Here is a 23,918-nt window from a genome sequence, read left to right as displayed (position 1 = left end):
AGATTCATAGGGGTTTTCTTCTAGTTTTGTCGTGAGGCAGGATTCCTGATTTGCCGCGTAGAAAACCTTGTCCTTGAAGGGAATTAGTACCGTCTTTCAAGGTCAGTTTTCAAAGCAACGAAGAGGAGAGTGGCAAGCATGAATTCTCATGTGGAGATGGAGCATCACAGAGGTGTGTTGATTGTCCGTTTATCAGGGGAGCTGGACCATCACGCAGCAGATTTTGTAAGAATGGATATGGATGAAGCGATTATGCGTGGTCAGGTATCGCATTTAGTTCTTAGTCTTAAGCATCTGCAGTTTATGGACAGTTCAGGCCTAGGCGTGATTCTGGGAAGGTATAAACTGATCCACAGTAAAGGTGGAAAAATGGTGGTGTGTGATGCAACGGCACCTGTGAAGCGGCTGCTGGAAATGTCAGGCCTGTTCAAAATCATGCCCCTATATGACGACGAGAGTACTGCACTCTCGGATTTGGAGGTTGCGTTATGACAAATAGTAAGGCTGGTAACTTCATGAACGTGCAGTTCGCTGCACGCTCGGAGAACGAATCGTTCGCGCGTGTAGTCGTAGCGGCGTTCGTTTCCCGGCTTGATCCTACGATGGACGAGCTGAATGATCTGAAGACAGTCGTGTCGGAAGCGGTCACCAACTGTATTATTCATGGGTATGATAGTGATCCGGAAGGCATTGTGACCATTTCGGCATCACTGGACAACGAAACCGTACATCTAACCATTGAGGATCAAGGACGGGGCATCGAGGATTTAGAGCTGGCGCAACAGCCGCTGTATACCTCTAAGCCGGAGCTGGAGCGGTCGGGCATGGGCTTTACTATTATGGAGAATTTCATGGATGAATTTGAAGTCACTAGTGAACCGGGACACGGTACTTCTATCTCAATGAAGAAAACCATCGTCTCGAAAAAAGCTTTATACAATTAGGGGTTGGAGCCATGGATGCAGAGTCAAAAAAAGCTCCGCCGACCTATTTGGACGATGCGGAGGTCAAACGTCTTATCGCGCTCAGTCAGGCCGGAGATAGTCTTGCCCGTGACACACTTGTAAGCTGTAATATCCGACTGGTCTGGTCGGTAGTACAGCGGTTTATGAACCGCGGGTATGAGCCTGACGATTTGTTCCAGATCGGTTGCATCGGACTACTGAAGTCCGTAGATAAATTTGACCTCAGCTATGAGGTCAAGTTCTCCACTTATGCTGTGCCGATGATTATCGGTGAGATTCAGCGTTTCCTTCGTGACGATGGTACCTTGAAGGTCAGTCGTTCCCTTAAGGAAATGGCTAACAAGGTTCGTAAAATGAAGGATGAAATGTCTAAAACACTTGATCGTCTGCCTACGATCGGTGAAGTTGCGGAAGCACTAGGGGTTACACCCGAAGAAGTGGTATTCGCTCAAGAAGCCAATAAACCGCCGACTTCTATCCATGAGACGGTGTTCGAGAATGATGGAGATCCGATCACGCTGATTGATCAAATCGCTGACGAATCACAGGAGCGTTGGTTCGATAAGCTGGCATTAAATGAAGCGATCGGAGGCCTCAGTGAACGTGAACGTCTGATTGTCTATCTTCGTTACTATCGTGATCAAACGCAGTCGGAGGTCGCCAGTCGTTTAGGGATCTCTCAAGTGCAGGTATCCCGGCTGGAGAAGAAAATACTTCAGAATATCCGTGAGCAGATTGCTCAGTAGGATAAAGTTATTCATGTAATGACGCTTGTAAAATAGCGAATTAGAACAAAAAGCCGCCCCGAGAAGGGGGGGCTTTTTATGTGGAGATGATCTCAACATGCATTCACTCGGCGACGAGAATGTGATCACATGGTCTATGGATATGGAAGAAAATCTGCTGACGATGTCGAATATTTTAGAGGAATGGGTTGGTTGCACAAGGAAGACTATGCCACGCAACCCTAATTTTTTGCGGGAATTTGTGTATGTAGTGGATCTTGATCGATATGATGCCTACATGCAAAGATTAACTGCTGGTCATATCAGTAGTCTTGAGTACCGGATGCAACTACCTACTGAAGGACTAAAGTGGGTTCAAATGATCGGCACGCCAATCCTAAATAAGGAGAACAAGGTTTACCGAATAGATGGAGTTATGCTGGACATTACTGAACAAAAAACAGCGCAGATACAGTTGGAAAGCTCATTTTCTTTGTATCAACAGATGTTCTCTAAACTTGATGTGGCGATTTGGTCTTATGATTATGTAACTAAGAAAGTATTGTTTGTATCGGATGCCGTTCTCAACATCACCGGTTATTCCGTTGAACAGGCGAAAGAGAATGATTTTTGGTTCCGTATTGCTCATAAAGAAGAAACCCCCACGATTCAAGAGATCCTATTAACAGCTCGGCAGGGGATTCCAAAGCTTAGTGAATATCGTATTATCCACGCAAGTGGTGAGCCTCGATGGATACAGGTCAGGATCATACCCAGTCTGGATGAATCCCATACGGTAGTTCGGCTTGACGGGATCTTGGCAGATATCACAGAAAGAAAGTTGATGAAAGAGGCTTTGCTCAAAAGCGAACAGCGCTATAAATCCTTATTCGACTATAACTCAGACGTCGTATGTGAGGTAAATCTGCAAGGGAATATTTTGGAAATTAATTCTACAGCAGAGCAATTTACTGGAGAGTCTATGAGTATGGTCGGAGAGAATTTGTCCATCATGAATCTATTTGGAGTAGAGAATATACCGAGGATGTTAGATTATTTTGAAAGAACAGTACGGGGATCTGCTCAGCATTATGTTGTGTCCTCTTCCCGTAAGGATGGATCAGTGAGCCACTGGTCTATGAAAAATATCCCGATTTATGTGAATAGTCGTATTATTGGTGTGTTTGTGGTTGCTAGAGAGATAACATCAGCTGTAGAAGTAGAACACAAGTTGGCGCAGCGTGAAGCAGAGTATAGACTTATTATTAATAACATGAAGGATATGATGGGGGTTCTGGATCAAAAAGGTAATTTCATTTTAGCCTCCCCTTCCTGTGAGATCCTGATCGGTATTCCTGTAGGCTTAATCAAGGACACTACCATACTTGAGTATATCCATCCAGATGAGCAAGAAGGCTTGCGAGAACAGATCTCAAATATTTTTCGGACAAAAGCAAGCAAGATGTTTTACAATCGTTTTATTCATTCAAAAGGTTATATCCTAAATTTAGAATGTCTTGCTACTCCCGTTCTAAGTGAGGATGGAGATGTAATGAACATTGTGATAGTTGCAAGAGACATTACGAAGAGAGTTCAAATGGAAAAAGAACTAAGGGAAAGCGAGGAACTTAATCAGCAGCTGATCAAGATGTCGCCTGAAGCGGTCGTTCTCCATAGCGATTATAAGTTTGTGTATGTGAACTTTTCTTGTCTTGGATTATTTGGTGTTTACGATGAGAGTCAATTGATCGGTAAAAATATTTTCAATTGGGCACATCCGGAATTTCTGTCGCTGGCAAAAGAACGAATGCGTGAAATCTATAAAGAGCCCTATAGAATCCTAGCACCAATTGAACAAAAGGTTGTACGTTCAGATGGAACGATTATCGATGTAGAGGTAACAGCTAGCTCCATTGTGCACAAAGGAAAGGTCGCATGTATCTCGATATTTAGGGATATAAGTGATCGCAAAAAAGCAGATGAAGACAGAGAACATACAGAGCAGATTATTCGTGAGAGTGAGGAACGGTATTTTCACTTGCAAACGAGTCTGGATCAGTTCTCCCAAGACCTTTTTGGTGTCATGAAGATTAGCCATATGGAACAGCGGTTGCTTAGAGAGGTCAGAGACACTCTGCAGATAACCAATATACATTTTATCGAAGTTGAATCTAACAGTGATAAATTATGTGAAATTATTGAGACTGAGCAAGGGTATTCACTCAAGATAGGGGAGTCCCGAGGAAAAAGCTACTTACTATCGATTAACGAGAAGACGGTTTTATTGGAAATCAGTTCTATTCGTGTGTGGCTGGAGACCATTACCCGTTATGTCAGTGTTCTCTTTGATCATTTTTTGCTTATCGAAGATTTAACGAAAGACCTTGAGCTAGCGGCTTCCAAGCATGTGGCTCCTACTTGGCTTCTCCGCTTTATGTTTAATTTATCCGAGAATGAGCGAAAACGTCTTGCTCAGGATTTACACGACTCAGCGCTTCAAGAACAAATTATCTGGTATCGTAAGCTGGATCTTCTCTTAGGTGAAAAGTCCATCAATGGGGAGTTTAGAGAACAGCTAGAACAGATAGCTGAAGGCTTACTGGATGTTATCTATCAACTGCGGATTATTTGTAACGAGCTCAGACCTCCTGCATTAATCAATGAAGGTCTTATCTCCTCGCTGGAGACGTTGTTTGAATTTACGCAGCTGCGTACCAACTACCAGATTTATTTCGAGGTTGAAGCATTTACACATAAGTTGGATGATGAAGTGCTTATAGGTTAGTACCGTATTGTGCAAGAGCTTTTAGCGAATGCAGCGAAGCACTCTTTTGCGACTGAAGTCCACATTACCTTAGCTAGTGAAGACAATCATATTCATTTGAATTATAAAGATAACGGAATTGGAATGAATCTATTAGGAGAGGACTCGCTTACAAGTATGGGTATTTATGGAATGAAGGAAAGGGTTCGGAGTATGGATGGGACGATAGCATTCCACTCGCCAGAGAAAAAAGGATTAGCAGTCTATATATCTATACCTGCAGATTAATCATGCGGTATAACAATTAAAGAGGGGTAATCATAGGCATGATTCAAATATTGTTAGTGGATGACCATCCATCAGTTATGGAAGGGACAAGAATGATATTAGAGCAAGAAGGAGATATGAAGGTTACTCTAGCCATTTCAGCTCATGAGGTGCTTGAAATGGTGAGTAGTCATTCTTTTGATGTAATGTTATTTGATCTTCATATCGCAGATGTGAATGGGATTGATTTGGCGAAGCAAGTATTAACCATGAACGCGGATGCGATTATCTTAATCTATACCGGATATGAATTTACCAACAAATTTAACCTGATGATCGAATCGGGGATCTTTGGGTTTATCTCAAAAACGACGAATAGAGAGCAGTTAATTACAGCGGTACGCTGTGCATTAAGAGGTGAAGTCATTCTACCGCGAACCTTAGTCAAGCAGCTAAGAAAAGTACCTCCAAAAGGATTAGAAATTAATGATGAACAAGCAGTCTCCAAGATTAGCAAAAGGGAACATGAAATGCTAACGGAAATTGCAAAAGGAAAAAGTAATAAAGAAATAGCGGAGATTGTGCTGATGAGTCAGCGATCGCTCGAATATAGTTTAACGAATTTGTTCCAAAAGCTAAATGTGAAATCTAGAATTGAAGCGGCTATAAAAGCTAAACGGTTAGGAATATTGAAGGACTCAGATTTTACTAATTCATTGTGAAAATACGTAACAATCTCATAGATTGAAATCCCGATCACTGGATGGTGAGACGGGATTTTTTTGTTTTTCGCTTCTTGGCGGGGGTGCGCAATAATTTTGCGCGGTCACGCCAATTTTTTTCGGTTACCATATTCTGCTTACAGTTTATGATGAAATAGTTCCTAAGAATTACTAAAAATTGACTAACGTAATGAGGTGCAGAAGGGTGAAATGGTTTTATAATTTGAGGACAGCGGTAAAGCTAATCTCAGCATTTGTGTTGGTATCAGTCATTTTATGCTTTGTAGGATTCTATGGAATAAGCAATTTGAGTAAGATGGATGAGTCCATCGAGGATATGTATAATAATCGCTTAACACCGATTGCCTATCTCGGTGAAGCGAATGAGCTTTTTTTAACAAATAGAATAAATATCCGAGATATTAATACGATGGCCAAAACCGAGGTGAAGAAAAAAGAGTATCAAGATAAAATACATAAGAACGTCCAAAGCATTGAAGGCATCATGAGTAAGTATAGTAAGACAAAATTGAGAGAAGAAGAGTTAAAGAAGATGAAGACTTATCCCGAGATCTGGCAACGCTATATTACCAGCGTGGATCACGCGATCGAAGTGGATAAAACCAATATCAGTAATGAAGAGTATACGAATTATTTGCTAACAGGAGATTTACAGCTGGCTACTACAGAGATGACGGATTTCCTGCAAGGTTTAATTGACATCAATATGAAGCAGGCGCAGGGATCCAGTGATAGTGCTAATAAACTATATCAATCCTCTCGGTTAATTACCTTTAGTGTTACGATTATTGCACTTCTGATCAGCGTGGGTTTTGGCTATCTAATCTCGCAAATCATAGCACGGCCTCTAAATCAAGTGATGCGCCTGCTAGGTAAAGTAGCTAATGGGGACTTAAGCGAAACTTCGAATCTAAATTCCAATGATGAGATCGGAAAACTCGCGAATTCTGTGAATGAAATGGTTCTGAACTTAAGGCAAACTGTGGGGGGGATTTTGTCCTCTGCAGAAAGTGTCTCGGCGGCTGCGCAGCAGATATCAGCCAGTACAGAGGAAGTGGCTAGCGGCAGTATGAGTCAAGCCACTGCAGCACAAACGATGAATGAGTTGTTCCGGGAATTGTCTGATGCAATAAATTCAGTAGCCCAGAGTGCAGAGCATGCCTCTGAGCTGTCAGATCAAACCATGCGTATCGCTCAGGACGGTGGTCTCGTCGTTACGAACTCTATACAAGGAATGACTGTGCTAAATAATCAAATGTCTAGATTAGAGGAAGACTCCGATAGAATTGGAGAGATTATTGCAGTCATTGATGATATTGCAAAACAGACAAATCTTCTGGCGCTAAACGCAGCTATAGAAGCCGCTCGTGCGGGTGAACAGGGTCGAGGTTTTGCCGTTGTGGCGAATGAAGTAAGAAAGCTAGCAGAGCGGAGCAGTGAGGCTACGAAACAAGTCACGAACATCATTAAAGAAATGCAGAAGAATACACACCAAAGTGTGAATGCGGTAGTTGAAGGCGTAGCTTTTTCACAAAAAAATGGGGAAGCCTTTGATCATATTATCTCTATGGTGAACGATACCGCTCATAAAGTAACAGAAATCGCTGCTGCCAGTGAAGAGCAGGCCGCGCAGTCATCAGAGGTGCTGTACTCGATCGAGAGTATATCGGCAGCAACAGAAGAAATGGCGGCAAGCAGCAGTGAAACGGCAACAACGGCTAATGCATTAGCACAGCTTGCGGAGGAACTAAATGCACTCGTATCTATTTTTAAAGTGAAGTAAACAGTGTCATGGGGATCATCATTGATAGGAGAGGAGAAGTAGTGCAAAAGATAAAGGTGCTCGTTGTAGCTACTTCAGTAATGATGCGGAAACAGATATCGAACCTAATTACGGAGGATTCAATTATCGAGGTTATTGGAGCAGCTCGTAATGCATCCGAAGCGGTTAGCATGGTTCAAGAACTCAGGCCTGATGTCGTGACGATTGATATAGAAGTGCCGGAATTGAATAGTTTAGTAGCACTCTCTAGTATTATGTCACAGCGTCCAACCCCTATCCTAATCCTAAGCTCAGGATCAAAGGATGGAATAATAGCAACCATCACAGGTCTACAGAATGGAGCCGTAGATTTTATATCCAAGCCAACTCAGTTATATAGACTTGATTTATCCCATATAAAAGACGAGCTCATATTCAAAATTAAACATGCTGCTCAAATTCCATTGCGAACCCTTATCCTTAACAATATAACTGTTTCCAAAGTGATTACAGGACAACAGGCAGAAGACAATTCTAAAACTGAGTGTATAGAAGAATTCGATCAAATCATCGCCATAGGATGTGGAGTAGGCGGACCGAAGGCGCTTGAAATCGTAATTAGCTCACTCCCGGCGAACTTCCCATACCCCTTGTTAATCGTTCAGCATATGCCGCCCAAGTACACGAAGGTATTGGCAGAACGATTGAAGCGGTTCTCAAGTGTACAGGTGGTTGAGGCGAAGAATGATCAGTTGGTGCGCGGCGGAACAGCCTATATCGCACCTGGTAATTGTCATATGACCGTAGTTCAACAAGGGCAAGCATATAGAATCAAACTACACAGGAAAGCTCCGGTGAACGGGCACCGTCCATCCGTGGATGTGTTGTTCGATTCGATCTCAGGTTTAAAAAGCTTGAAGCAGCATTTGATTCTGATGACCGGAAGGGGTAACGATGGGTCGAGAGGGATGCTAAAGGCCAAACAAGCTGGCGCCCAATCTACAATGGTAGAATCGCAAGAGACTTCTATTATAAATGAAATGGCTGAAGCGGCAATGGCGCTCGGGTGCGTGGATGATGAGGTTCCTTCGCACTTGTTAGCCTCGAAGGTTATGGAGGTTACGGGGGAGCTACAGCGTTAGATTAGAATGAAAAGGGTCTCCTTTGGAGGCTCTTTTTGTAATGTTACAGTCTTTTTGTTATTTCTACGTTATATCGGTGATGCCCTCTTAATCTCTGCTTTATAAAAATAACCCAAACCTCTGTGAGCAATCTAACAACCGAACGCACCACTAACCTTTATAGTATTAGCAGAAATGCAATAATTCCATTTAATGTTAATTACTCCGAGCTATGAAGGGGAAGGTGTGAGCAAGCATGGCCATCCTAGAAGTAGAGAATCTCTCAAAAGAATATAAAGGCAAGGGCAAAATAAATGTATTTCGGGCGCTAAACGGGATAAGTCTGAGTGTGGATAGCGGCGAGTTTGTAGCGATTATGGGACCTTCGGGAAGCGGTAAAACGACACTGCTGAACATCCTTAGCGGAATCGACACGGAGTATAGTGGGGTAGTACGGATTGCAGAGACTAGTATAAGTGAGATGTCTAAGAACGAGCTTGCACTGTTTCGTCGGCAGCGAATGGGGTTCGTTTTTCAAGATTATAATCTGCTTGATAGCCTGACCCTACGGGAAAATGTAATGGTGCCCATGGTGCTGGATGACCAAGAGGTAGACGACATCAATACCAAGACAGATGAGGCGATAGTACTCTTTGATCTGGGCGAGGTGAAGGATAAATATCCGTATATGGTTTCAGGAGGACAGCAGCAGCGAGCGGCGATTAGCAGAGCGATTATTAATGATCCGGAGGTGATTTTTGCGGACGAGCCAACGGGGAATTTGGATTCCAAATCCTCAAGTATAGTGATGAAGACCTTCGCCGAGCTGAATGCTATGAAAGGAGCGACGATTGTGATGGTCACGCATGATCCTTTTGCGGCCAGCTATTGTAATCGCGTGCTTTTTATCAAGGATGGGAAGACTCTATTAGAGATTACTAGAGGAGATAAAGAGCGGAGAGCTTTTTTCGATAGGATTCTGGAGAGTCTGGTCTGCATTGGAGGGGGGGAAGATGACCTTTAGGAGAATGGCTTTTCAGATTTTCAAGGCCAACCTTAGAAGGTATTTGTTATTTTTCCTATGCAGCAGCTTTACGATCATGGTCTTTTTCGCCTTTTACTCCCTGTATACGAACCCTGATTTTAATGATCCCTATCAAGTGAATGGGATGGTGTCCGGTAATTTATATGCTCCTTTCTTGGTTATGAGAGTCTTTGCTGTTCTTTTTATTGTATATGCCCAAATGGCCTTTCTGAAATTTAGAAAAAGCGACTTTGGGCTGTTAATGGTTCTAGGAATGACGAGCCACAATATCCGGAAAATCATATTTTTTGAAAATAGCATGATTGCATTAGCTTCGATTCTTACGGGTTTAGGTGCAGGGACGGTCTTCTCCGGTCTTTTCTTCTTCATCATCTCGTTGTTTGTTAATATAGGGGATAGTGCGTTTTCACTAACGCTGGATAGTTATCTGTACACCATCAAATTCTTCGGGATGATTTACATAGTTGTAATTGGAATCCATTTATTATTAACATTGAGATACAACATTGTACGCCTTCTAAAAGAATCCAGGACCGCAGAACGTAGCCTTCTACATGGTAAAATCACCACAGTCATCGGAGGTTTACTGTTGGGGATTACTGTTTTTGATATGATCACTCAGTACAACCCTGATGATGCCCGTAGGATGTTAACCAACCTTGGAGTAAGTATGGTGGGTGTCTACTTGCTGCTGTCAGGACTTGGCGACTGGATGAAACTCATCTTTTCGAGATCAGCGAAAGCTTACCATAAGCATTTGATGTTTAGCTCCGATTTGAATTATACCCTTGGGCGCTCCAAAATAGTGCTTTCACTCATCACCTTCCTCGTTTTCATCACGATTTTCTTAAGCGGTATTATCTTTTATATCACCTGGGATGCTGAGAATATTTCTGTGAAAAACAACCCTTATGATATTGCCTATGCAGAAGTATTTGGGAAAAATAGTATTCCACCAGAGACACTCAACGAAATCATGGATCATGGTGCTACACCGCTGTTGTCACACCAAGAGCTGCAGTATATTGACTTGTTCTATTTCAAAGTGTTTTTGGACCAGAACATTAACACTTTAATCGGCAGTGATTATCATGTGGAGAATGGTCACTTTCTTAATCTTGCCTTAGTTGCTCCAGGCGAAGAATGGAAGAACCAAAGACCGGAAATGCCGATCTTCGATATGAAGCTTCCTACCGGGAACCATACGTTACATTCACAAGGTCTCGTATTAAAAATGATATTTAATCCTGTGCCGAATCTCATGAATGGTCTTCATGTCATAGTAAACGAAGTTGATTATAAAGCGTTGAAAGCGGAGAATATGGATGCGATCGGGAGTCTTCAACTCCTAAATTTCAAGGATTGGAAAAAGACTTCAGGTATAGATGCTGAGCTAAATGCGGCTTTAGCCAATTATAATAAGAACCATACGAAATCCTGGTATGGAAATGATCGGCAAGAGGCGCTCGTATTTTCTACGAAGTCTAGAATAAGTGAGTATTTTCAGTTGAAGGAGTCCGGGCAATTTGGAATCTTCGTCATTACATTCGTTGGTCTAATATTCTTTGGGGCTTCTGGTATAGTGCTTCATTTCAGTATCCAGACAGATTTAGAGCGAGAGAGGATCAAATTCAGGAAGCTGAATAAGATTGGAATCACTTCTAAAGATGTGGCTCAAATGATTGGCGGCCCCTTAAAAGTGTTGTTTTTTCTCCCGTATGTACTAGGTATTGCGTTAGCTACTGTGTATGTTGTAAGTTCTTCAAGATTCGAAATGTCCGTAGCTCTGGCACCATTTTGGTTTTGTTTGCTAGTAGGAGGGGCTTATCTTTTATTTCAAGTCCTCTTTTATTATCTATATACTAAAATATATACTCGCAAGATGCTGGCTCATCTCCAACTACTCGAAGTTCCCTTAACAGAACAAGATTCGACACCCATTTACCTTGAAATATGATAGTGTATAACATACAAAACTGTAGGGGGATTCCATTTGAAAAAGATTTTATCCAGAATTGCAGTCGCATTAATGATTTTGACCCTTGTTGCGATAGTCACTTGCTTTTATATTGGTGAATTCACCTATGCGTATGGATTAATTTTGGTGCTGTTTTTCGTATTTGCGGGGATGGGGCAGCTCTATAAGCTTAAAAATGATGAGTATATGTACAAAAAATTAAATAACACTGATGAGTATAATGGATATACTAGATGATATAAATTTAACAGAAACTTCTTATGATAATCAAAACACCCCACTTTAGGCGATGCCTAAATAGTGGGGTGTTTCTTTATGTGTCTATTCTTATTTCTTACCGTTACGCTCAAGAATCATATCAACGAACAGATCGATTTGTGCGGTAATGGCAATAGGATCATAGCGATAGAACGTATCAAAATCATTGTAGAACAGATGGTCGTTCTTCGCAGCAGCAAGTCCGTTCCAAACGGGTGATTCCTTCAGCTCTTTCAGCTTATCGCCTTTTTTATCAGGATCATAAGTGGTTAGGAACATGTAGTCAGCTGCATATTCTGGCAATAGCTCCATGGACAGCTGCAGTGTTTGGTTGTCGTTGCTGTTCTTAGTAGGCATTTTCAGCTTAAGCGCATTATAAAGGGCTTGTCCACCACGACCAGCATTATTACCGAAGGTCCAAAGCTCACCTTTGTCCGTCAGCTCATAGATTCCGAAAGTATCATTTTCATTCACAATCCCATTAAGCTTCTCACGGCCTTCAGCGGCCTTTTTCTCAAAGTCAGCTATGAATTGTTCAGCTTTGTCAGGTGCCCCTACAATATCACCGAACAGTTTTACGGTTTCATAGATATTCGTAGCAGTTCCGTAAGGGATATGAATGGTTGGCGCAATTTTGGATAAAGCATCGTAATTATCATCGTACATAACGACAATTAGATCAGGTGCAAGCTCTAAAGCTTTCTCAGCGTTGACTGGAGCACCGACATCTTGTGTGTTTTTGAGTAAATCTTTCAAGAAAGGGTTGTCAAAAGTACTAGGTTCAACTCCTATAACGTTAGCTCCAACGGAAAGCAATTCACCGCCATAATAATCGGTAACGATACGCTGAGGTTTAACTGGAATTTGCACAGTACCTTTGGCAGTTTCATAGCTGCGCATTTCAGCATTGGAAGCATCAGGAGCAGCCGTTGCCTCTGCACTCGGCGCAGTTGTTGCTTCGGTTGTAGCTGTTGGTGTATTAGATGAAGCATTGCTATTTCCCCCGCAGGCGGTCACAAATACGGACAATAACATTGTGAGTGCCAGGATGGGGAAGAGGGTCTTTCTTTTAAACATGGTAAACCTCCCTATGTATACATGCTAATTAATAATAATGAGAATCATTATCATTAATATTTTCAATTTGAACTTTATCAAATCAAAGAATGCCTGTCAATGCAATAAATTAAATAGTAGCAATTAAATCTATCTATTGCCAAACCTAGGAAATGTAATTTACAATAAGCTAATGATAATGAGAATCAATTTCATAGAAATAGGGTGGCATTCATGAATCAACAGATAACTTCCAGGATAGGAGCCGATAAAGGAGCTGTTAAACGAGAATTTCGTTCACGACCTTGGGCGGCAACATTAATCCTGGTTGGCGGTCTGGCGCTATTATTATTAGGTATCGCTGTTTCCGTCTCCTTTGGCGCAGCAGATATTAAGCTGTCTGTAGTGTGGTCAGCTGTATTCCACTTTGATCCGGAAATCATGGATCATCAGATTATTAGAGAATTAAGATTACCTCGTGTACTTGGCGGGGCAATGATAGGGGCCAGCTTTGCAGTTGCAGGTGCCATTATGCAAGGAATGACGCGAAATCCATTGGCAGATTCAGGTCTGATGGGTATCAACTCAGGTGCAGGATTTGCGCTCGCATTGTGTTTTGCTTTTTTTCCAAATATATCGTTTATGTATTTGATTCTATATTCATTCGTGGGTGCCGGCGTTGGCGCGGGTGTTGTATACGGAATTGGATCACTTGCAAAGGGCGGATTAACTCCTGCTCGGTTGGTACTGGCGGGTGCCGCTTTTAGTGCGCTATTATCGGCACTCAGCGAAGGGGTAGCTTTATATTTTCACATTGGGCAAGATTTGGCTTTCTGGTATGCGGGAGGCGTGGCTGGAACGAAGTGGATTCAGCTCAAAATCATGTTCCCTTGGATAGGGGCGGCATTAATTGGTGCGATGATAATCTCCCGATCGATCACAATGCTCAGCTTAGGTGACGATGTTGCGAAAGGTCTAGGCCAGCGCACAGGGCTTGTGAAGTTGGCAGGCGCGTTAATTGTATTGATTTTGGCCGGATCATCGGTTGCCGTAGTCGGTGCAGTTGGTTTCATTGGACTTATTATTCCGCATTTAACACGATTTTTTGTGGGTGTCGATTACAGATGGATCATTCCTTGTTCGGCGATTCTTGGCAGTCTGCTTGCAGTATTTGCCGATCTAACAGCACGGATGATTAATCCGCCTAATGAAACGCCACTTGGCGCCATTATTGCACTGATAGGTGTACCTTTCTTCCTCTATCTTGCACGTAAAGAAAGGAGGGAGCTGTAATGATGGAGAAGACGACATTCGGTTCCTTCGAAGCCGCCAAAAACAAACGGGGCTTAATTATCATGATTTCGTTGGCTGTACTAATTGTGATTGCTTTTATTATTAGTATGAATACAGGATACATACGTTTGACTCCTATGGAGCTGATTAATACATTGTTCGGTAGAGGCACTGATAAGCAGGAATTAATCTTGTTTCAGTTTCGGCTTCCACGTATTGTGATCTCCGTTCTGATTGGTGCAGGTCTGGCAGTGTCTGGAGCTGTGATGCAAGGCGTCTTCCGTAATGCCTTGGCGGATCCTGGAATTCTAGGGATTAATGCCGGCGCAGGAATTATGGTGATGCTGTTAATTTCTTTTTACCCGACGGCGACCGCGGCTCCAGTGTATCTGCTGCCAATGGTAGCGTTCGTCGGTGCGGGGCTAACAGCTTCCTTAATCTATGCTCTAGCTTATAAGCGGCACCAAGGAATATCGCCTATGCGCTTACTGTTGACTGGTGTAGCTGTCGCAGCTGGGATGAGTGCAGCTATGATCGTGCTGACGCTCCGCTTAGATCCAGAGAAGTACCAGTTCGTGGCTACCTGGCTTGCGGGCAGCATTTGGGGAACAAGCTGGAAGTTTGTACTTTCTCTCCTGCCGTGGATTCTTATTCTGGTGCCTTATGTAATCTATAAGGCAAGAGTGATGAACGTACTGAATCTAGGGGAGCAGACTGCTGTGGGACTTGGTGCCGCAGTAACGAAGGAACAATTTCGACTTCTTGCGGCTGCAGTTGGGTTAGCAGCGGCGAGTGTCGCTGTCAGCGGTGGAATTGGTTTTGTGGGATTGGTCGGACCCCATTTGGCGAGACGGCTGGTTGGACCGAAGCATCAACTCATGCTTCCAACCTCGGCACTGCTTGGGTCACTGCTCGTTATTACAGCGGATACCATTGGACGCTGGATCCTTCAGCCGTCTGAGATTCCTACGGGTATCGTTGTAGCAGTAATTGGAGCACCATACTTTTTGTATTTGTTAGCCCGTACGAAATCTTGATGAAAGTAGGCTGATCTCTCAGAAGGAGCGAATTCTTACCATGTTGCGTCGTTTTTTTGATTACTATAGGCCCTATAAGGGATTGTTTATTCTTGATTTTTCTTGTGCTATTGCTGCTGCACTACTAGAACTAGTCTTTCCATTAGCTGTTAACCGGGTAGTAGATGATCTGCTGCCAACAGGCAATTGGAGATGGATCCTCTATTCCTGCCTCGGCTTGCTGGGGATATATATTGTCAGCGCCTTTATGCATTTTGTCGTCACTTACTGGGGGCATAAGCTGGGGATTAATATCGAATCGGATATGAGAAAAAAGCTGTTTGATCGAGTACAAAAGCTGTCTTTCAACTTTTTTGACAATAACAAGACGGGTCATCTGGTATCCCGTATGACAAATGATCTGATGGATATCGGTGAGATTGCCCACCATGGACCGGAGGATCTCTTTATAGCAGTCATGACGCTGCTCGGTGTATTCGGCATCATGCTGAGTATCAATTGGCAATTAGCTATACTGACGTTTGTGATCGTTCCGCTTATGATTTATTTATCCATGTACTTCAGCCGAAAAATGTCTAAAGCCTTTCACATCATGTTTGCGGACATTGCCGACTATAACGCTCGCGTAGAGAACAATGTGAGCGGGATCCGCGTTGTGCAAGCTTTTGCTAACGAGAATCATGAAATTTCCCGCTTTGCGGTGAATAATGAGCGCTTCCGTATTACGAAGCTGATGACCTATCGGATTATGGCATGGAACTCCTCTTTTAGCTTTGTATTGATGAAACTAGTCTCTTTATTTGTCCTACTGTGCGGAACCTATTTTGTGATTCAGAAGCAAATGACTTACGGTGAATTCATTGCATTTGTGATGTTGTCCAACGTTTTCTTAGGACCGTTGCAACAGATTAACTCAGTCATTGAGACGTATCCCAAAGGGATTGCAGGCTTCAAACGTTATCTCGAACTGCTGGAGACGGAGCCGGATGTTGCTGATGCACAAGATGCGAAGCCAGTTCATCATCTTACGGGGAATATAGCCTTCCATGATGTGGATTTTGCCTATAGCGATAAAGAAAAGGTACTCGAGCATGTGAATCTATCAATTCCAGCAGGAGAGACCGTTGCTCTGGTTGGTCCATCGGGTGCGGGTAAGACAACGTTGTGCAGTTTGCTACCTCGCTTCTATGATGTAACTGGAGGCAACATTACTATTGATGGAATGGACATTCGTTCCATGACGCTTGAATCTCTCCGTTCCCATATTGGGATTGTACAGCAAGATGTATTTCTGTTTGACGGAACGATCCGTGAGAATATTGCTTACGGGCGGTTGGGTGCCTCCGATGAAGAAATCTGGGATGCAGCGCGGCGCGCTCAACTGGAAGAACTGATCAAATCCCAGCCTGCTGGGCTGGATACGATGATCGGGGAGCGGGGCGTGAAGCTCTCTGGAGGTCAGAAGCAGCGGCTGTCCATTGCCCGGATGTTCCTGAAGAATCCAACGATTCTCATTCTAGACGAAGCTACATCAGCACTGGATACTGAGACGGAGTCCGCTATTCAGGAGGCGCTTGCGGAGTTGTCACAAGGTCGTACGACACTTGTTATTGCTCATCGGCTGGCAACGATCAAGAATGCCGACCGTATCGTTGTCGTTGCGGAAGGTGGTATCGCAGAACAAGGCAGACATGAAGAACTGTTACTGACAACCGGAATTTACAGCCGATTACACGAGGCTCAGTTTGGGGCGTAAGCAGCTCAGAACATCGATAGAATATACTATTGGAGGGACATAATGAACAATCAACTGGAATTATACGATGTAACGATTATTGGCGGCGGACCTGCTGGGATGTATACAGCTTTTTATAGTGGAATGAGAGACCTAAAGACGAAATTGATTGAAGCGAAGGATGAGCTCGGGGGAAGAATGCTAGTATATCCTGAGAAAATGATTTGGGATGTAGGTGGGGTAACACCTGTACTATGTCGTCAATTGATAGATCAGCTTGCTCAACAGGCACAGACCTTTGACCCTACGATTATTTTTGGACAGCAGATCACGCATCATGAGCGTCTGGAAGATGGAACTTATATTCTGACCTCGGCTACAGGTGAGCAGCATTGGACTCGTACGGTCATCCTGGCTATTGGTTACGGAATTTTACAAATGGCTAAGCTCGAAATTGAAGGTGCGGACCGTTATGAGGTGACGAATCTTCATTATACCGTTCAGGAGCTAGAGCCATTCCGTGGTAAAAGAGTACTGATCTCCGGCGGAGGAGACTCCGCAGTAGACTGGGCGAATGAACTGGAGTCCATCGCAGCAAGTGTAACGATTGTACACCGTCGCGAACAGTTTGGTGGTCATGAGAAAAATATTGTGCGAATGAAGGAATCCTCAGTTAATGTTCGCGTGCCCTACGCAGTAAGCCAATTACACAGCAGTAATGGTGAGACCATTGATCAGGTTACGATTAGCCATATCGAAACAGGTGAGAGTGAGCAGTATGAGGTAGATGCTGTTATTGTTAATCATGGCCTGAAAAGCGATTTTGGTCCGTTACGGGAATGGGGCATTGATATGGGCGAGTGGTGTGCGAATGTGAGCGGAAAGCTGGAGACGAATCTTCCGGGTATTTTTGCAGCAGGTGACTTTGTGGATTATAGCAGTAAGGTCCGGTTAATCGCCGGAACCTTTACCGATGCAGTGCTTGCGCTGAACAGCGCCAAACTGTATATGGACCCCTCTGCACCTAAGGCTGCATATGTTTCTTCTCACAATGAGCGGTTCAAAGAGAAGAATAAGGCGCTTGGCGTCGTTGATGACCATTAATACCGGTAACTTCTCAAGATATAGAGTTGGAGTTTAGTGTTGAGCGTATAGGGTTTCTTATCCATTTCGAGCGGATAGAAGCCTTATGCGCCTTCTTTATATTTCAAGGTTCAAAGCCGGATGTTCTGGAAGGGAGAAGAAATGAAGCCACACAATCATAACGTGATTCATAGAAATTATAAGTTAGAAGAGGCTGGAATACGCAAGTGTGGAGACATGCATACATCTAATCCTCTTATTGTCAGATCGCCGCTCTTTCTGGCCCCGCTGGACGGAACGGTTCATATTATTGTAGAAGGCGAGGTCGTGATTCTAAAAATAGGTGAAATCCTTTTCTTAAACCTAGGCACGACTTATCAAATGAAAGGAACATCCTGATCTTGTACAAGATGTCGTTTTTAAAGAAGGCTGGGCGTCTCTTTCACACGAAGCCATCCCAGAGTATCTAGGGGAAGCTAATTACGATGTCAAAACCTATTACTTCTCGGATGCTTATGCACTGGACAAGCAGCTTGATGAGATTGTAGCAGTGCTGAAGTCTTTTCAATAAGTTTAAACTCCAATTATGAGATAAAATCTCTTCAGAATGTAATGAGATTTTTGTAGGAATTATAAAAGAATAAAGGGATGTCTGCTAAGCCTCTATGGCTTCGGACATCCCTTTTTACTCTTGCATTATTTATTATTTATTATTTATTAGCCAATCGGCGAGGTCTTCGGTCTGGGTTAATACCGCGATAGGGTCATAGTACCAGGAACGTTCTTCTTTCCATACATAGAGGTGTCCATTTTTGACAGCAGGAAGGTTGCCCCAGAATGAATCTGCCTTGTAATCCGCTTCAGTAAGGTTGTTGGAGGTTAAGATAATATAATCTCCGGCATACTTAGCAAGCGCTTCTTTTGAGATTTCCGCCCATTGCTTCTCCATAATCTCTGCTGCCACAGCTGTAGGCGGCTTGCGACCTAACGCCTGATAGATGGGTTGTCCACCTCTACCAAAGTTATCACCATAGACCCAGATGGATTTCCCACCGTCTTCCATGATGGAGAAGGTTGCATCTGCCGGGAGGACCTTGTCCACTTTTGCTTTAGCTTCGGCTATCCGTTTGTCATAATCTGCAAGCCAAGTCTTTGCTTCTTGTTCCTTTCCAAGGAGCTCTCCGAAATAGGTTAATTCTGCATGAGCATCTTTTAGATCCCCGTAAGGCACAATGATGGTAGGGGCAATTTTGCTAAGCGTTTCATAGCTTTCTGCTTGTCCCGAAATAATCAAGTCAGGATTTAGTGCGATGATTTTTTCTGGTGACATTTTACCGTACGCTCCTGTGTCTGCAACACCGGTAAGAGCCTCCTTATAATACATATTTTCTAGGGTCAAACCTGGAGCTCCGATTGGAATAGTATCAAGTGCTATTAGACTTCCCAAGTATTCCTCAGCGACAATTCGTTTAGGATGAACAGGGATTTCAACATCACCTTTTACGGTATTTACTGTTTTGACAGTAGGGGTTTCAGCACTTTCTGCTTCTTGATTCTTTTCGGTTGGTGTTTGGGTTGCTGCTGAATTACTTGTGTTGCTGGTACCGCCTGTATTCTCCACCGAAGTATTGGAATTTCCACAAGCTGAGATGATTAGAATTAACGTCAGCATGAGGGGAAATAGAAGCCAATGATTCCGTTTGGTAGTGTTCTTTTGTAGATTATGCAATTTGTTGTTCCTCCTATGGTAATTGATTATCATTCTCAATAAAAACTTTACAATCTTCTTTGGGTATTTACTATGGACGAATATGATCTTTGCTTGTGCATATTTATGATGTCATCACACGTAGCAATTCTTGAAGCTGTGCTTGAGAAGACAATGGATCAAATCCATAGAACATGTCCGCTTGGTTCAGAATGTATACCCGGTTGTTACGAACTGCATCTAATTGCTTCCAAGTACGGGAATGCAGAAGGCGAGTGAGGCGATTTCTTCCCTCTGATGATGATGGGATGCTAGTGATAATAATATAGTCTGCAGGATAGTTTCCGATTTCCTCAATAGATGAAACAAGATACCCGGAATCCATTATTCCGTTCTCCATAATGATGGATGGTGGTTTGAATCCAAGATCTCCGTATAAAATCTGGCAACCCCTTCCGTAACTGCTACTGAAACAATACGCTGCTCGGGAACTAAGCTCCCAAACGATGGCTGTCCCTCTTTCCGATCCTATCGAATGGTTCAGTTTCTTATTGGCAGCATGGCAGAGCCCATCGTAATGACCTAACCATTTCTCTGCTCGCTCCCGCCGATTGACTACATCGGCGATCAAACCAAATTGCTCTCGCCAGCTCATTTGCATAAAGGGGAGTTCAATAACCGGAGCAACAGGAGTCAGGAGCTTATTCTCAGGAATACTGTAGCTGATAATGACATCTGGCTCTGCTGAGGCTACTGAATCGAATAGGAGGGAAGAACTACCTTCGCTCATTATTAGTTGTTTGGAAGGTGGAACTTGCTCTAAGCTCCGTTGCCAATCGGAATAAACGCCGAGTTGAGGCATAATTTCCAGTACCCGTAGGATAGCCGTGTGATTGTAGTTCAAGGCTACAATTTTTTTGTTCATGTGCTGATAAGCTGTAGGTGAAATACCGACAAGTTGCTTGAATTTACGGCTCAGATAAGTCCCTTCTTCATAACCAACCTCGTGGGCTAGAGTTGTTAGATTTGGGGAACTTGTGAGGATTCGTTGCTGCGCTTTACGGATTCTTAATAGAGTAATATAAGCACTAAAAGTTTGACCCATGATTTTACGAAAGGTACGAGAGAAGTGTTCGGGGCTTACTCCAGCTAACGTAGCCATCTGCTCCCGTGTGATATCTTCGTTGTAATGAGCTTCTATGTATTCAAATACAATTTCAAGCCAGCTTCCTGATCTCTCCTTTTTTGTAGCCAGTTCCTGATAAAGCTCCGCAATGAATTGAGTGAACAGCTGCTGAACCTTAAACGGTTTCCGATCATCTGGTTCTATCCAAGCACTGTAAAGCTCACCGGACAGTGCCGACAATTGTGTGGAAGCGGGGTCTAATGAGGAGCTGACAGTTAGAAAATAATCCTTATGCCTACGGTTGGCCATGGTGGTGTACTCTATCCATATTCCATGTAACTGTAGCTCTGTTTCCAGCTTCAAATCTGAAGATACGCCAAAAGTAAGGATGCTTCCGGGTTTGACGCTGTGAAGCTCACCATCTATTTCAAGCTGACCTATGCCTTCCCAGACAATCATAATAATAGAGTTAGCTGCTGGGATGTTATCGGTTAGGAAGTGTGAGAGGCCTGTTAGACTACTAATCTTGACTGGCATATAAAAAGAATGGGAATGATGTGGCATCCCGCCGGAATGGATAGGCATGTTTGATATCGCTCCCTTTTTTCAGTGATAATCATTCTCAATTATAGTATACCAGTCTTTCTTTCTATTGACTATAATGGCGCTTATGATAGTGTTTAGAATAATCCGCTAACAGAATTATGTTAACGAATAAGAAAGTAAATATTGGACCCCCGCAAAGTACCTGAGTATGCATCGAAGCTAAGCCTCACTTTGTGGGTATATTTTAGGCATGAAAGGAATGGGGATTTCATGACAACTTGGAATTTACAAGGAACCGTAAGTCATTTGTTGATATGTAATGGTAGCAGCTGCAAGAAACACAAAGGTGAGGAAGTAGCTGAAGCGATAGAAGATGAGATTGAGAAGCAAGGTGCACAGAGTCTTATTCATACGACGGTAACTCGTTGTAATGGTAGATGTTCAGATTCCTGCGTTGTGATTGCATACCCTGAAGGGGTTTGGTATAAAGAGATCACTCCCAAATTAGCGAAGTCGTTAGTACGGAAGCATTTACAGGGTGAGAAACTTGAAGATCATCTACTGTATACATATGATGGTCAGCTGATTGCAGTGGATGACAAGGGAGCTAAAGGGAAGAAGAAAAAATAGCCGTCCATAAATGAAGCTTGGAAGCAAGGGGAATTCGTAGGATATAAGGTTGGAACACCGCCAAAGCGCTGGCGGTTTTTTTATCTTTTCAGAAGGGCAATAGCGTTCCTTTTTGTTCAGCCCGGGATTATGATTGAATGAAAGGAAGATCTAGGGGGAATAGACATGTTTAAGAGGTTTACTGTGAATAATCATGTTCTGGATCTTACAGGATATGGGACTGGAACAGATAAGAGATCTGATACAGAAGCTAGTCGAGTATGTGAAGGATCATGACTTTCCAGGCGTGTCAGGTGAGCCAGAAACGGCACAGTTATTTGCGGAAGCTTTTTGTGAATTTCATGAGAAATTTTTTCATACATATATGATGCTTGAGGCTTATCACTGCCTAGTGGTAAAGAAGCCCGCAAATGTTGAAGGATACTTACGACTTGCGACTGAAGAATACAGTATTACGATTGCAGAATTCATGGCAAGCTTCTCAGAGGATGCTTTTGGCAAACCTGTTCAGCCTAAATTGATGTTTCCAATGGCTAAAGAGGCTGCTAGCTCAGGGAGGTTGTATCTATGGGTTGTAGATGATATCCCAGTCTCTATGGCTAACATCGCTCACCAGACTTCGAGACATGCTCGAATAAATGATGAATATACGCCTCGCGCTCATCGAAAAAAAGGGTATGCTAGCGCAATCGTGGCAGAAATATGTTCACAATTGCTCCATGAAGAGGTAACACCAATACTTTATGCGGATGCCAAAAACCCGGATTCCAACAAAGTATATCAATCGATTGGTTTTGTGGAGGCGGGCAGAATCGCAGACATCAAATTTGACTTGCGCCCCTAACGTTGACTATGCTATTAAAAAGTGAATAAAATAACACTTCATATAAGGTGGCGCATGGGGGAGAGGGTACGATGGAGAGGCTGCAGGTGTGGCCGGAGAAGTTTAAAAAGTTTTTTCTGAACAATAAATTTGTGGTAAGCTTACTTATTTTATTGTTAACTGGGTTAACTATCCTAGTGTTCTCAAAGATACCGTTTATTTTCACTCCTATATCTGTATTGCTGCACACAGTGGCTGCACCATTGTTACTATCGGGTATCGCTTATTACTTGCTGAATCCGCTAGTAGACCGAATGGAAAAAAGATTCAGGATGAAACGTGTATATGCAATCATCATTCTTTATTTGATAATTGCGGGCATCATCACGCTGATTCTGGTTATGGTGATTCCAATTCTTCGAACGCAATTATCTGGTTTGATCGACGATTTTCCAAGGTATAGTGACTTGATTCAGGAACGGTTTATGAACCTGACAGGCAGTGAATTCTTTGGTCAAGTTCAAGATAGTATAGGAACCAACCTAAGTGAAATTACCAGTAAAATTACGGCTTGGGGCACTTCTTTTCTGAATAATGCACTAACAGGTGTAGGGAGCTTCGTCGGAGCCGTTACGGAGATTGTTCTGGCGGTGGTAACAACACCGTTTATTCTATTCTACTTGCTTCGTGATGGAAAAAGATTGCCGGATTACATTTTGAAATTTGTACCTACCGCGCTGCAGCCGCAAACTCGGATGGTAATGTCGGAAATGAACGCCCAGGTATCTTCCTATATTCGAGGACAAATTATAGTAAGCTGCTGCATTGGTGCGCTGCTCTATATTGGCTATTTGATTATTGGTCTGGAGTATTCACTTGTTCTTGCCATTGCCGCTGCTTGTACAGCAGTTGTTCCTTATTTGGGTCCGGCAATTGCTATTACACCGGCATTAATTGTGGCTATGGTCACTTCACCATTTATGCTGCTGAAGATGATCATCGTCTGGACGGCTGTACAGCTGATTGAAGGAAAGTTTATCTCTCCGCAAATTATGGGCAAGACTCTGAAGATTCATCCGATCACGATCATTTTTGTGATTATTTTTGCCGGAAAAATGTTCGGCATTCTTGGTATTATCCTTGCAGTTCCTGGTTACGCGGTACTCAAGGTCGTATTTACACATATTTTTCAATGGTTCCGGTTCCAGTCCGGATTGTATAAGCAGATTGAAGAGAATAAGGAATAACGTGGA

22 protein-coding genes are annotated in these 23,918 nt (G+C 43.0%); 19 read left to right on the top strand and 3 right to left on the bottom strand.

Features of this window, described 5'->3' with window-relative positions:
* Positions 1 to 138 precede the first annotated feature (138 nt).
* The 11 genes from spoIIAA to NSU15_RS20990 all read left to right on the top strand — a co-directional run bounded on the left by spoIIAA (position 139) and on the right by NSU15_RS20990 (position 11,607).
* A complete protein-coding gene (spoIIAA, locus tag NSU15_RS21040) occupies positions 139 to 492 on the top strand; it encodes an anti-sigma F factor antagonist (protein WP_042129729.1) in 354 nt (117 codons plus the stop codon).
* Positions 489 to 944: an anti-sigma F factor gene (spoIIAB, locus tag NSU15_RS21035; RefSeq protein WP_042129726.1), complete on the top strand. Its 456-nt coding sequence runs from the start codon at positions 489 to 491 to the stop codon at positions 942 to 944. Before spoIIAA ends, spoIIAB begins: the two co-directional genes overlap by 4 nt.
* An 11-nt stretch (positions 945 to 955) precedes the next feature.
* Positions 956 to 1,711, top strand: coding sequence for an RNA polymerase sporulation sigma factor SigF (gene sigF, locus NSU15_RS21030; protein WP_042129724.1), 756 nt, complete (start codon positions 956 to 958; stop codon positions 1,709 to 1,711).
* 97 nt (positions 1,712 to 1,808) lie between these two features.
* A complete protein-coding gene (locus NSU15_RS21025) occupies positions 1,809 to 4,475 on the top strand; it encodes a PAS domain S-box protein (protein WP_339287453.1) in 2,667 nt (888 codons plus the stop codon).
* A 9-nt stretch (positions 4,476 to 4,484) separates the two neighbouring features.
* Positions 4,485 to 4,742, top strand: coding sequence for an ATP-binding protein (locus NSU15_RS21020; protein WP_339287452.1), 258 nt, complete (start codon positions 4,485 to 4,487; stop codon positions 4,740 to 4,742).
* 38 nt (positions 4,743 to 4,780) lie between these two features.
* A complete protein-coding gene (locus tag NSU15_RS21015) occupies positions 4,781 to 5,443 on the top strand; it encodes a response regulator transcription factor (protein WP_042129722.1) in 663 nt (220 codons plus the stop codon).
* Positions 5,444 to 5,633: 190 nt separating this feature from the next.
* On the top strand, positions 5,634 to 7,247 hold the full coding sequence (locus NSU15_RS21010; protein ID WP_339287451.1) for a methyl-accepting chemotaxis protein: 1,614 nt from the start codon (positions 5,634 to 5,636) through the stop codon (positions 7,245 to 7,247).
* Between the two features lie 41 nt (positions 7,248 to 7,288).
* On the top strand, positions 7,289 to 8,368 hold the full coding sequence (gene cheB / locus NSU15_RS21005) for a chemotaxis-specific protein-glutamate methyltransferase CheB (RefSeq protein ID WP_339287450.1): 1,080 nt from the start codon (positions 7,289 to 7,291) through the stop codon (positions 8,366 to 8,368).
* A 235-nt stretch (positions 8,369 to 8,603) separates the two neighbouring features.
* On the top strand, positions 8,604 to 9,371 hold the full coding sequence (locus NSU15_RS21000; protein ID WP_339287449.1) for an ABC transporter ATP-binding protein: 768 nt from the start codon (positions 8,604 to 8,606) through the stop codon (positions 9,369 to 9,371).
* Complete coding sequence (locus NSU15_RS20995; RefSeq protein WP_339287448.1) at positions 9,361 to 11,349, top strand: ABC transporter permease; 1,989 nt, start codon at positions 9,361 to 9,363, stop codon at positions 11,347 to 11,349. The genes NSU15_RS21000 and NSU15_RS20995 overlap by 11 nt, the downstream gene beginning before the upstream one ends.
* 36 nt (positions 11,350 to 11,385) lie before the next feature.
* Positions 11,386 to 11,607 carry a hypothetical protein gene (locus NSU15_RS20990; protein WP_339287447.1) on the top strand — a complete coding sequence of 74 codons (222 nt, stop codon included), beginning with the start codon at positions 11,386 to 11,388 and terminating at the stop codon, positions 11,605 to 11,607.
* Positions 11,608 to 11,697: 90 nt separating this feature from the next.
* On the opposite strand, the gene NSU15_RS20985 is transcribed toward NSU15_RS20990, so the two are convergent.
* Complete coding sequence (locus NSU15_RS20985; RefSeq protein WP_339287446.1) at positions 11,698 to 12,705, bottom strand: ABC transporter substrate-binding protein; 1,008 nt, start codon at positions 12,703 to 12,705, stop codon at positions 11,698 to 11,700.
* A 213-nt stretch (positions 12,706 to 12,918) separates the two neighbouring features.
* Between NSU15_RS20985 and NSU15_RS20980 the strand changes: the two genes are divergently transcribed.
* From NSU15_RS20980 to NSU15_RS20960, 5 genes are all read left to right on the top strand, one after another.
* The gene (locus NSU15_RS20980) at positions 12,919 to 13,977 is read left to right on the top strand and encodes an iron ABC transporter permease (RefSeq protein ID WP_076121444.1); all 1,059 of its coding nucleotides are present in this window, start codon (positions 12,919 to 12,921) and stop codon (positions 13,975 to 13,977) included.
* Entirely contained in the window at positions 13,977 to 15,014 is a 1,038-nt protein-coding gene (locus NSU15_RS20975) for an iron ABC transporter permease (protein WP_139328640.1), read from the top strand. Before NSU15_RS20980 ends, NSU15_RS20975 begins: the two co-directional genes overlap by 1 nt.
* A 40-nt stretch (positions 15,015 to 15,054) precedes the next feature.
* The gene (locus NSU15_RS20970; protein ID WP_076121446.1) at positions 15,055 to 16,770 is read left to right on the top strand and encodes an ABC transporter ATP-binding protein; all 1,716 of its coding nucleotides are present in this window, start codon (positions 15,055 to 15,057) and stop codon (positions 16,768 to 16,770) included.
* A 42-nt stretch (positions 16,771 to 16,812) separates the two neighbouring features.
* Positions 16,813 to 17,853, top strand: coding sequence for an NAD(P)/FAD-dependent oxidoreductase (locus NSU15_RS20965; protein WP_042129707.1), 1,041 nt, complete (start codon positions 16,813 to 16,815; stop codon positions 17,851 to 17,853).
* 141 nt (positions 17,854 to 17,994) lie between these two features.
* A complete protein-coding gene (locus NSU15_RS20960) occupies positions 17,995 to 18,231 on the top strand; it encodes a hypothetical protein (protein ID WP_042129705.1) in 237 nt (78 codons plus the stop codon).
* A gap of 304 nt (positions 18,232 to 18,535) precedes the next feature.
* Here the strand turns inward: NSU15_RS20960 and NSU15_RS20955 are convergent, their stop codons facing one another.
* Both NSU15_RS20955 and NSU15_RS20950 read right to left on the bottom strand, forming a co-directional pair.
* Entirely contained in the window at positions 18,536 to 19,561 is a 1,026-nt protein-coding gene (locus tag NSU15_RS20955) for an ABC transporter substrate-binding protein (RefSeq protein WP_249923658.1), read from the bottom strand.
* 103 nt (positions 19,562 to 19,664) lie between these two features.
* Positions 19,665 to 21,251, bottom strand: a complete 1,587-nt coding sequence (locus tag NSU15_RS20950) for an AraC family transcriptional regulator (RefSeq protein WP_076121450.1) — start codon at positions 21,249 to 21,251, stop codon at positions 19,665 to 19,667.
* Positions 21,252 to 21,482: 231 nt separating this feature from the next.
* On the opposite strand from NSU15_RS20950, the gene NSU15_RS20945 reads away from it, so the two are divergent.
* From NSU15_RS20945 to NSU15_RS20935, 3 genes are all read left to right on the top strand, one after another.
* Complete coding sequence (locus NSU15_RS20945) at positions 21,483 to 21,842, top strand: (2Fe-2S) ferredoxin domain-containing protein (protein ID WP_042129701.1); 360 nt, start codon at positions 21,483 to 21,485, stop codon at positions 21,840 to 21,842.
* Positions 21,843 to 22,035: 193 nt separating this feature from the next.
* On the top strand, positions 22,036 to 22,686 hold the full coding sequence (locus NSU15_RS20940) for a GNAT family N-acetyltransferase (protein WP_076121454.1): 651 nt from the start codon (positions 22,036 to 22,038) through the stop codon (positions 22,684 to 22,686).
* A gap of 71 nt (positions 22,687 to 22,757) precedes the next feature.
* Positions 22,758 to 23,912, top strand: a complete 1,155-nt coding sequence (locus tag NSU15_RS20935; protein WP_042129699.1) for an AI-2E family transporter — start codon at positions 22,758 to 22,760, stop codon at positions 23,910 to 23,912.
* The last annotated feature ends 6 nt before the right edge of the window (positions 23,913 to 23,918 follow it).

Source organism: Paenibacillus sp. FSL E2-0201, from assembly GCF_037963325.1.
GTDB lineage: Bacteria > Bacillota > Bacilli > Paenibacillales > Paenibacillaceae > Paenibacillus_AQ.
This window is presented reverse-complemented; position numbering and strand designations above follow the sequence as displayed.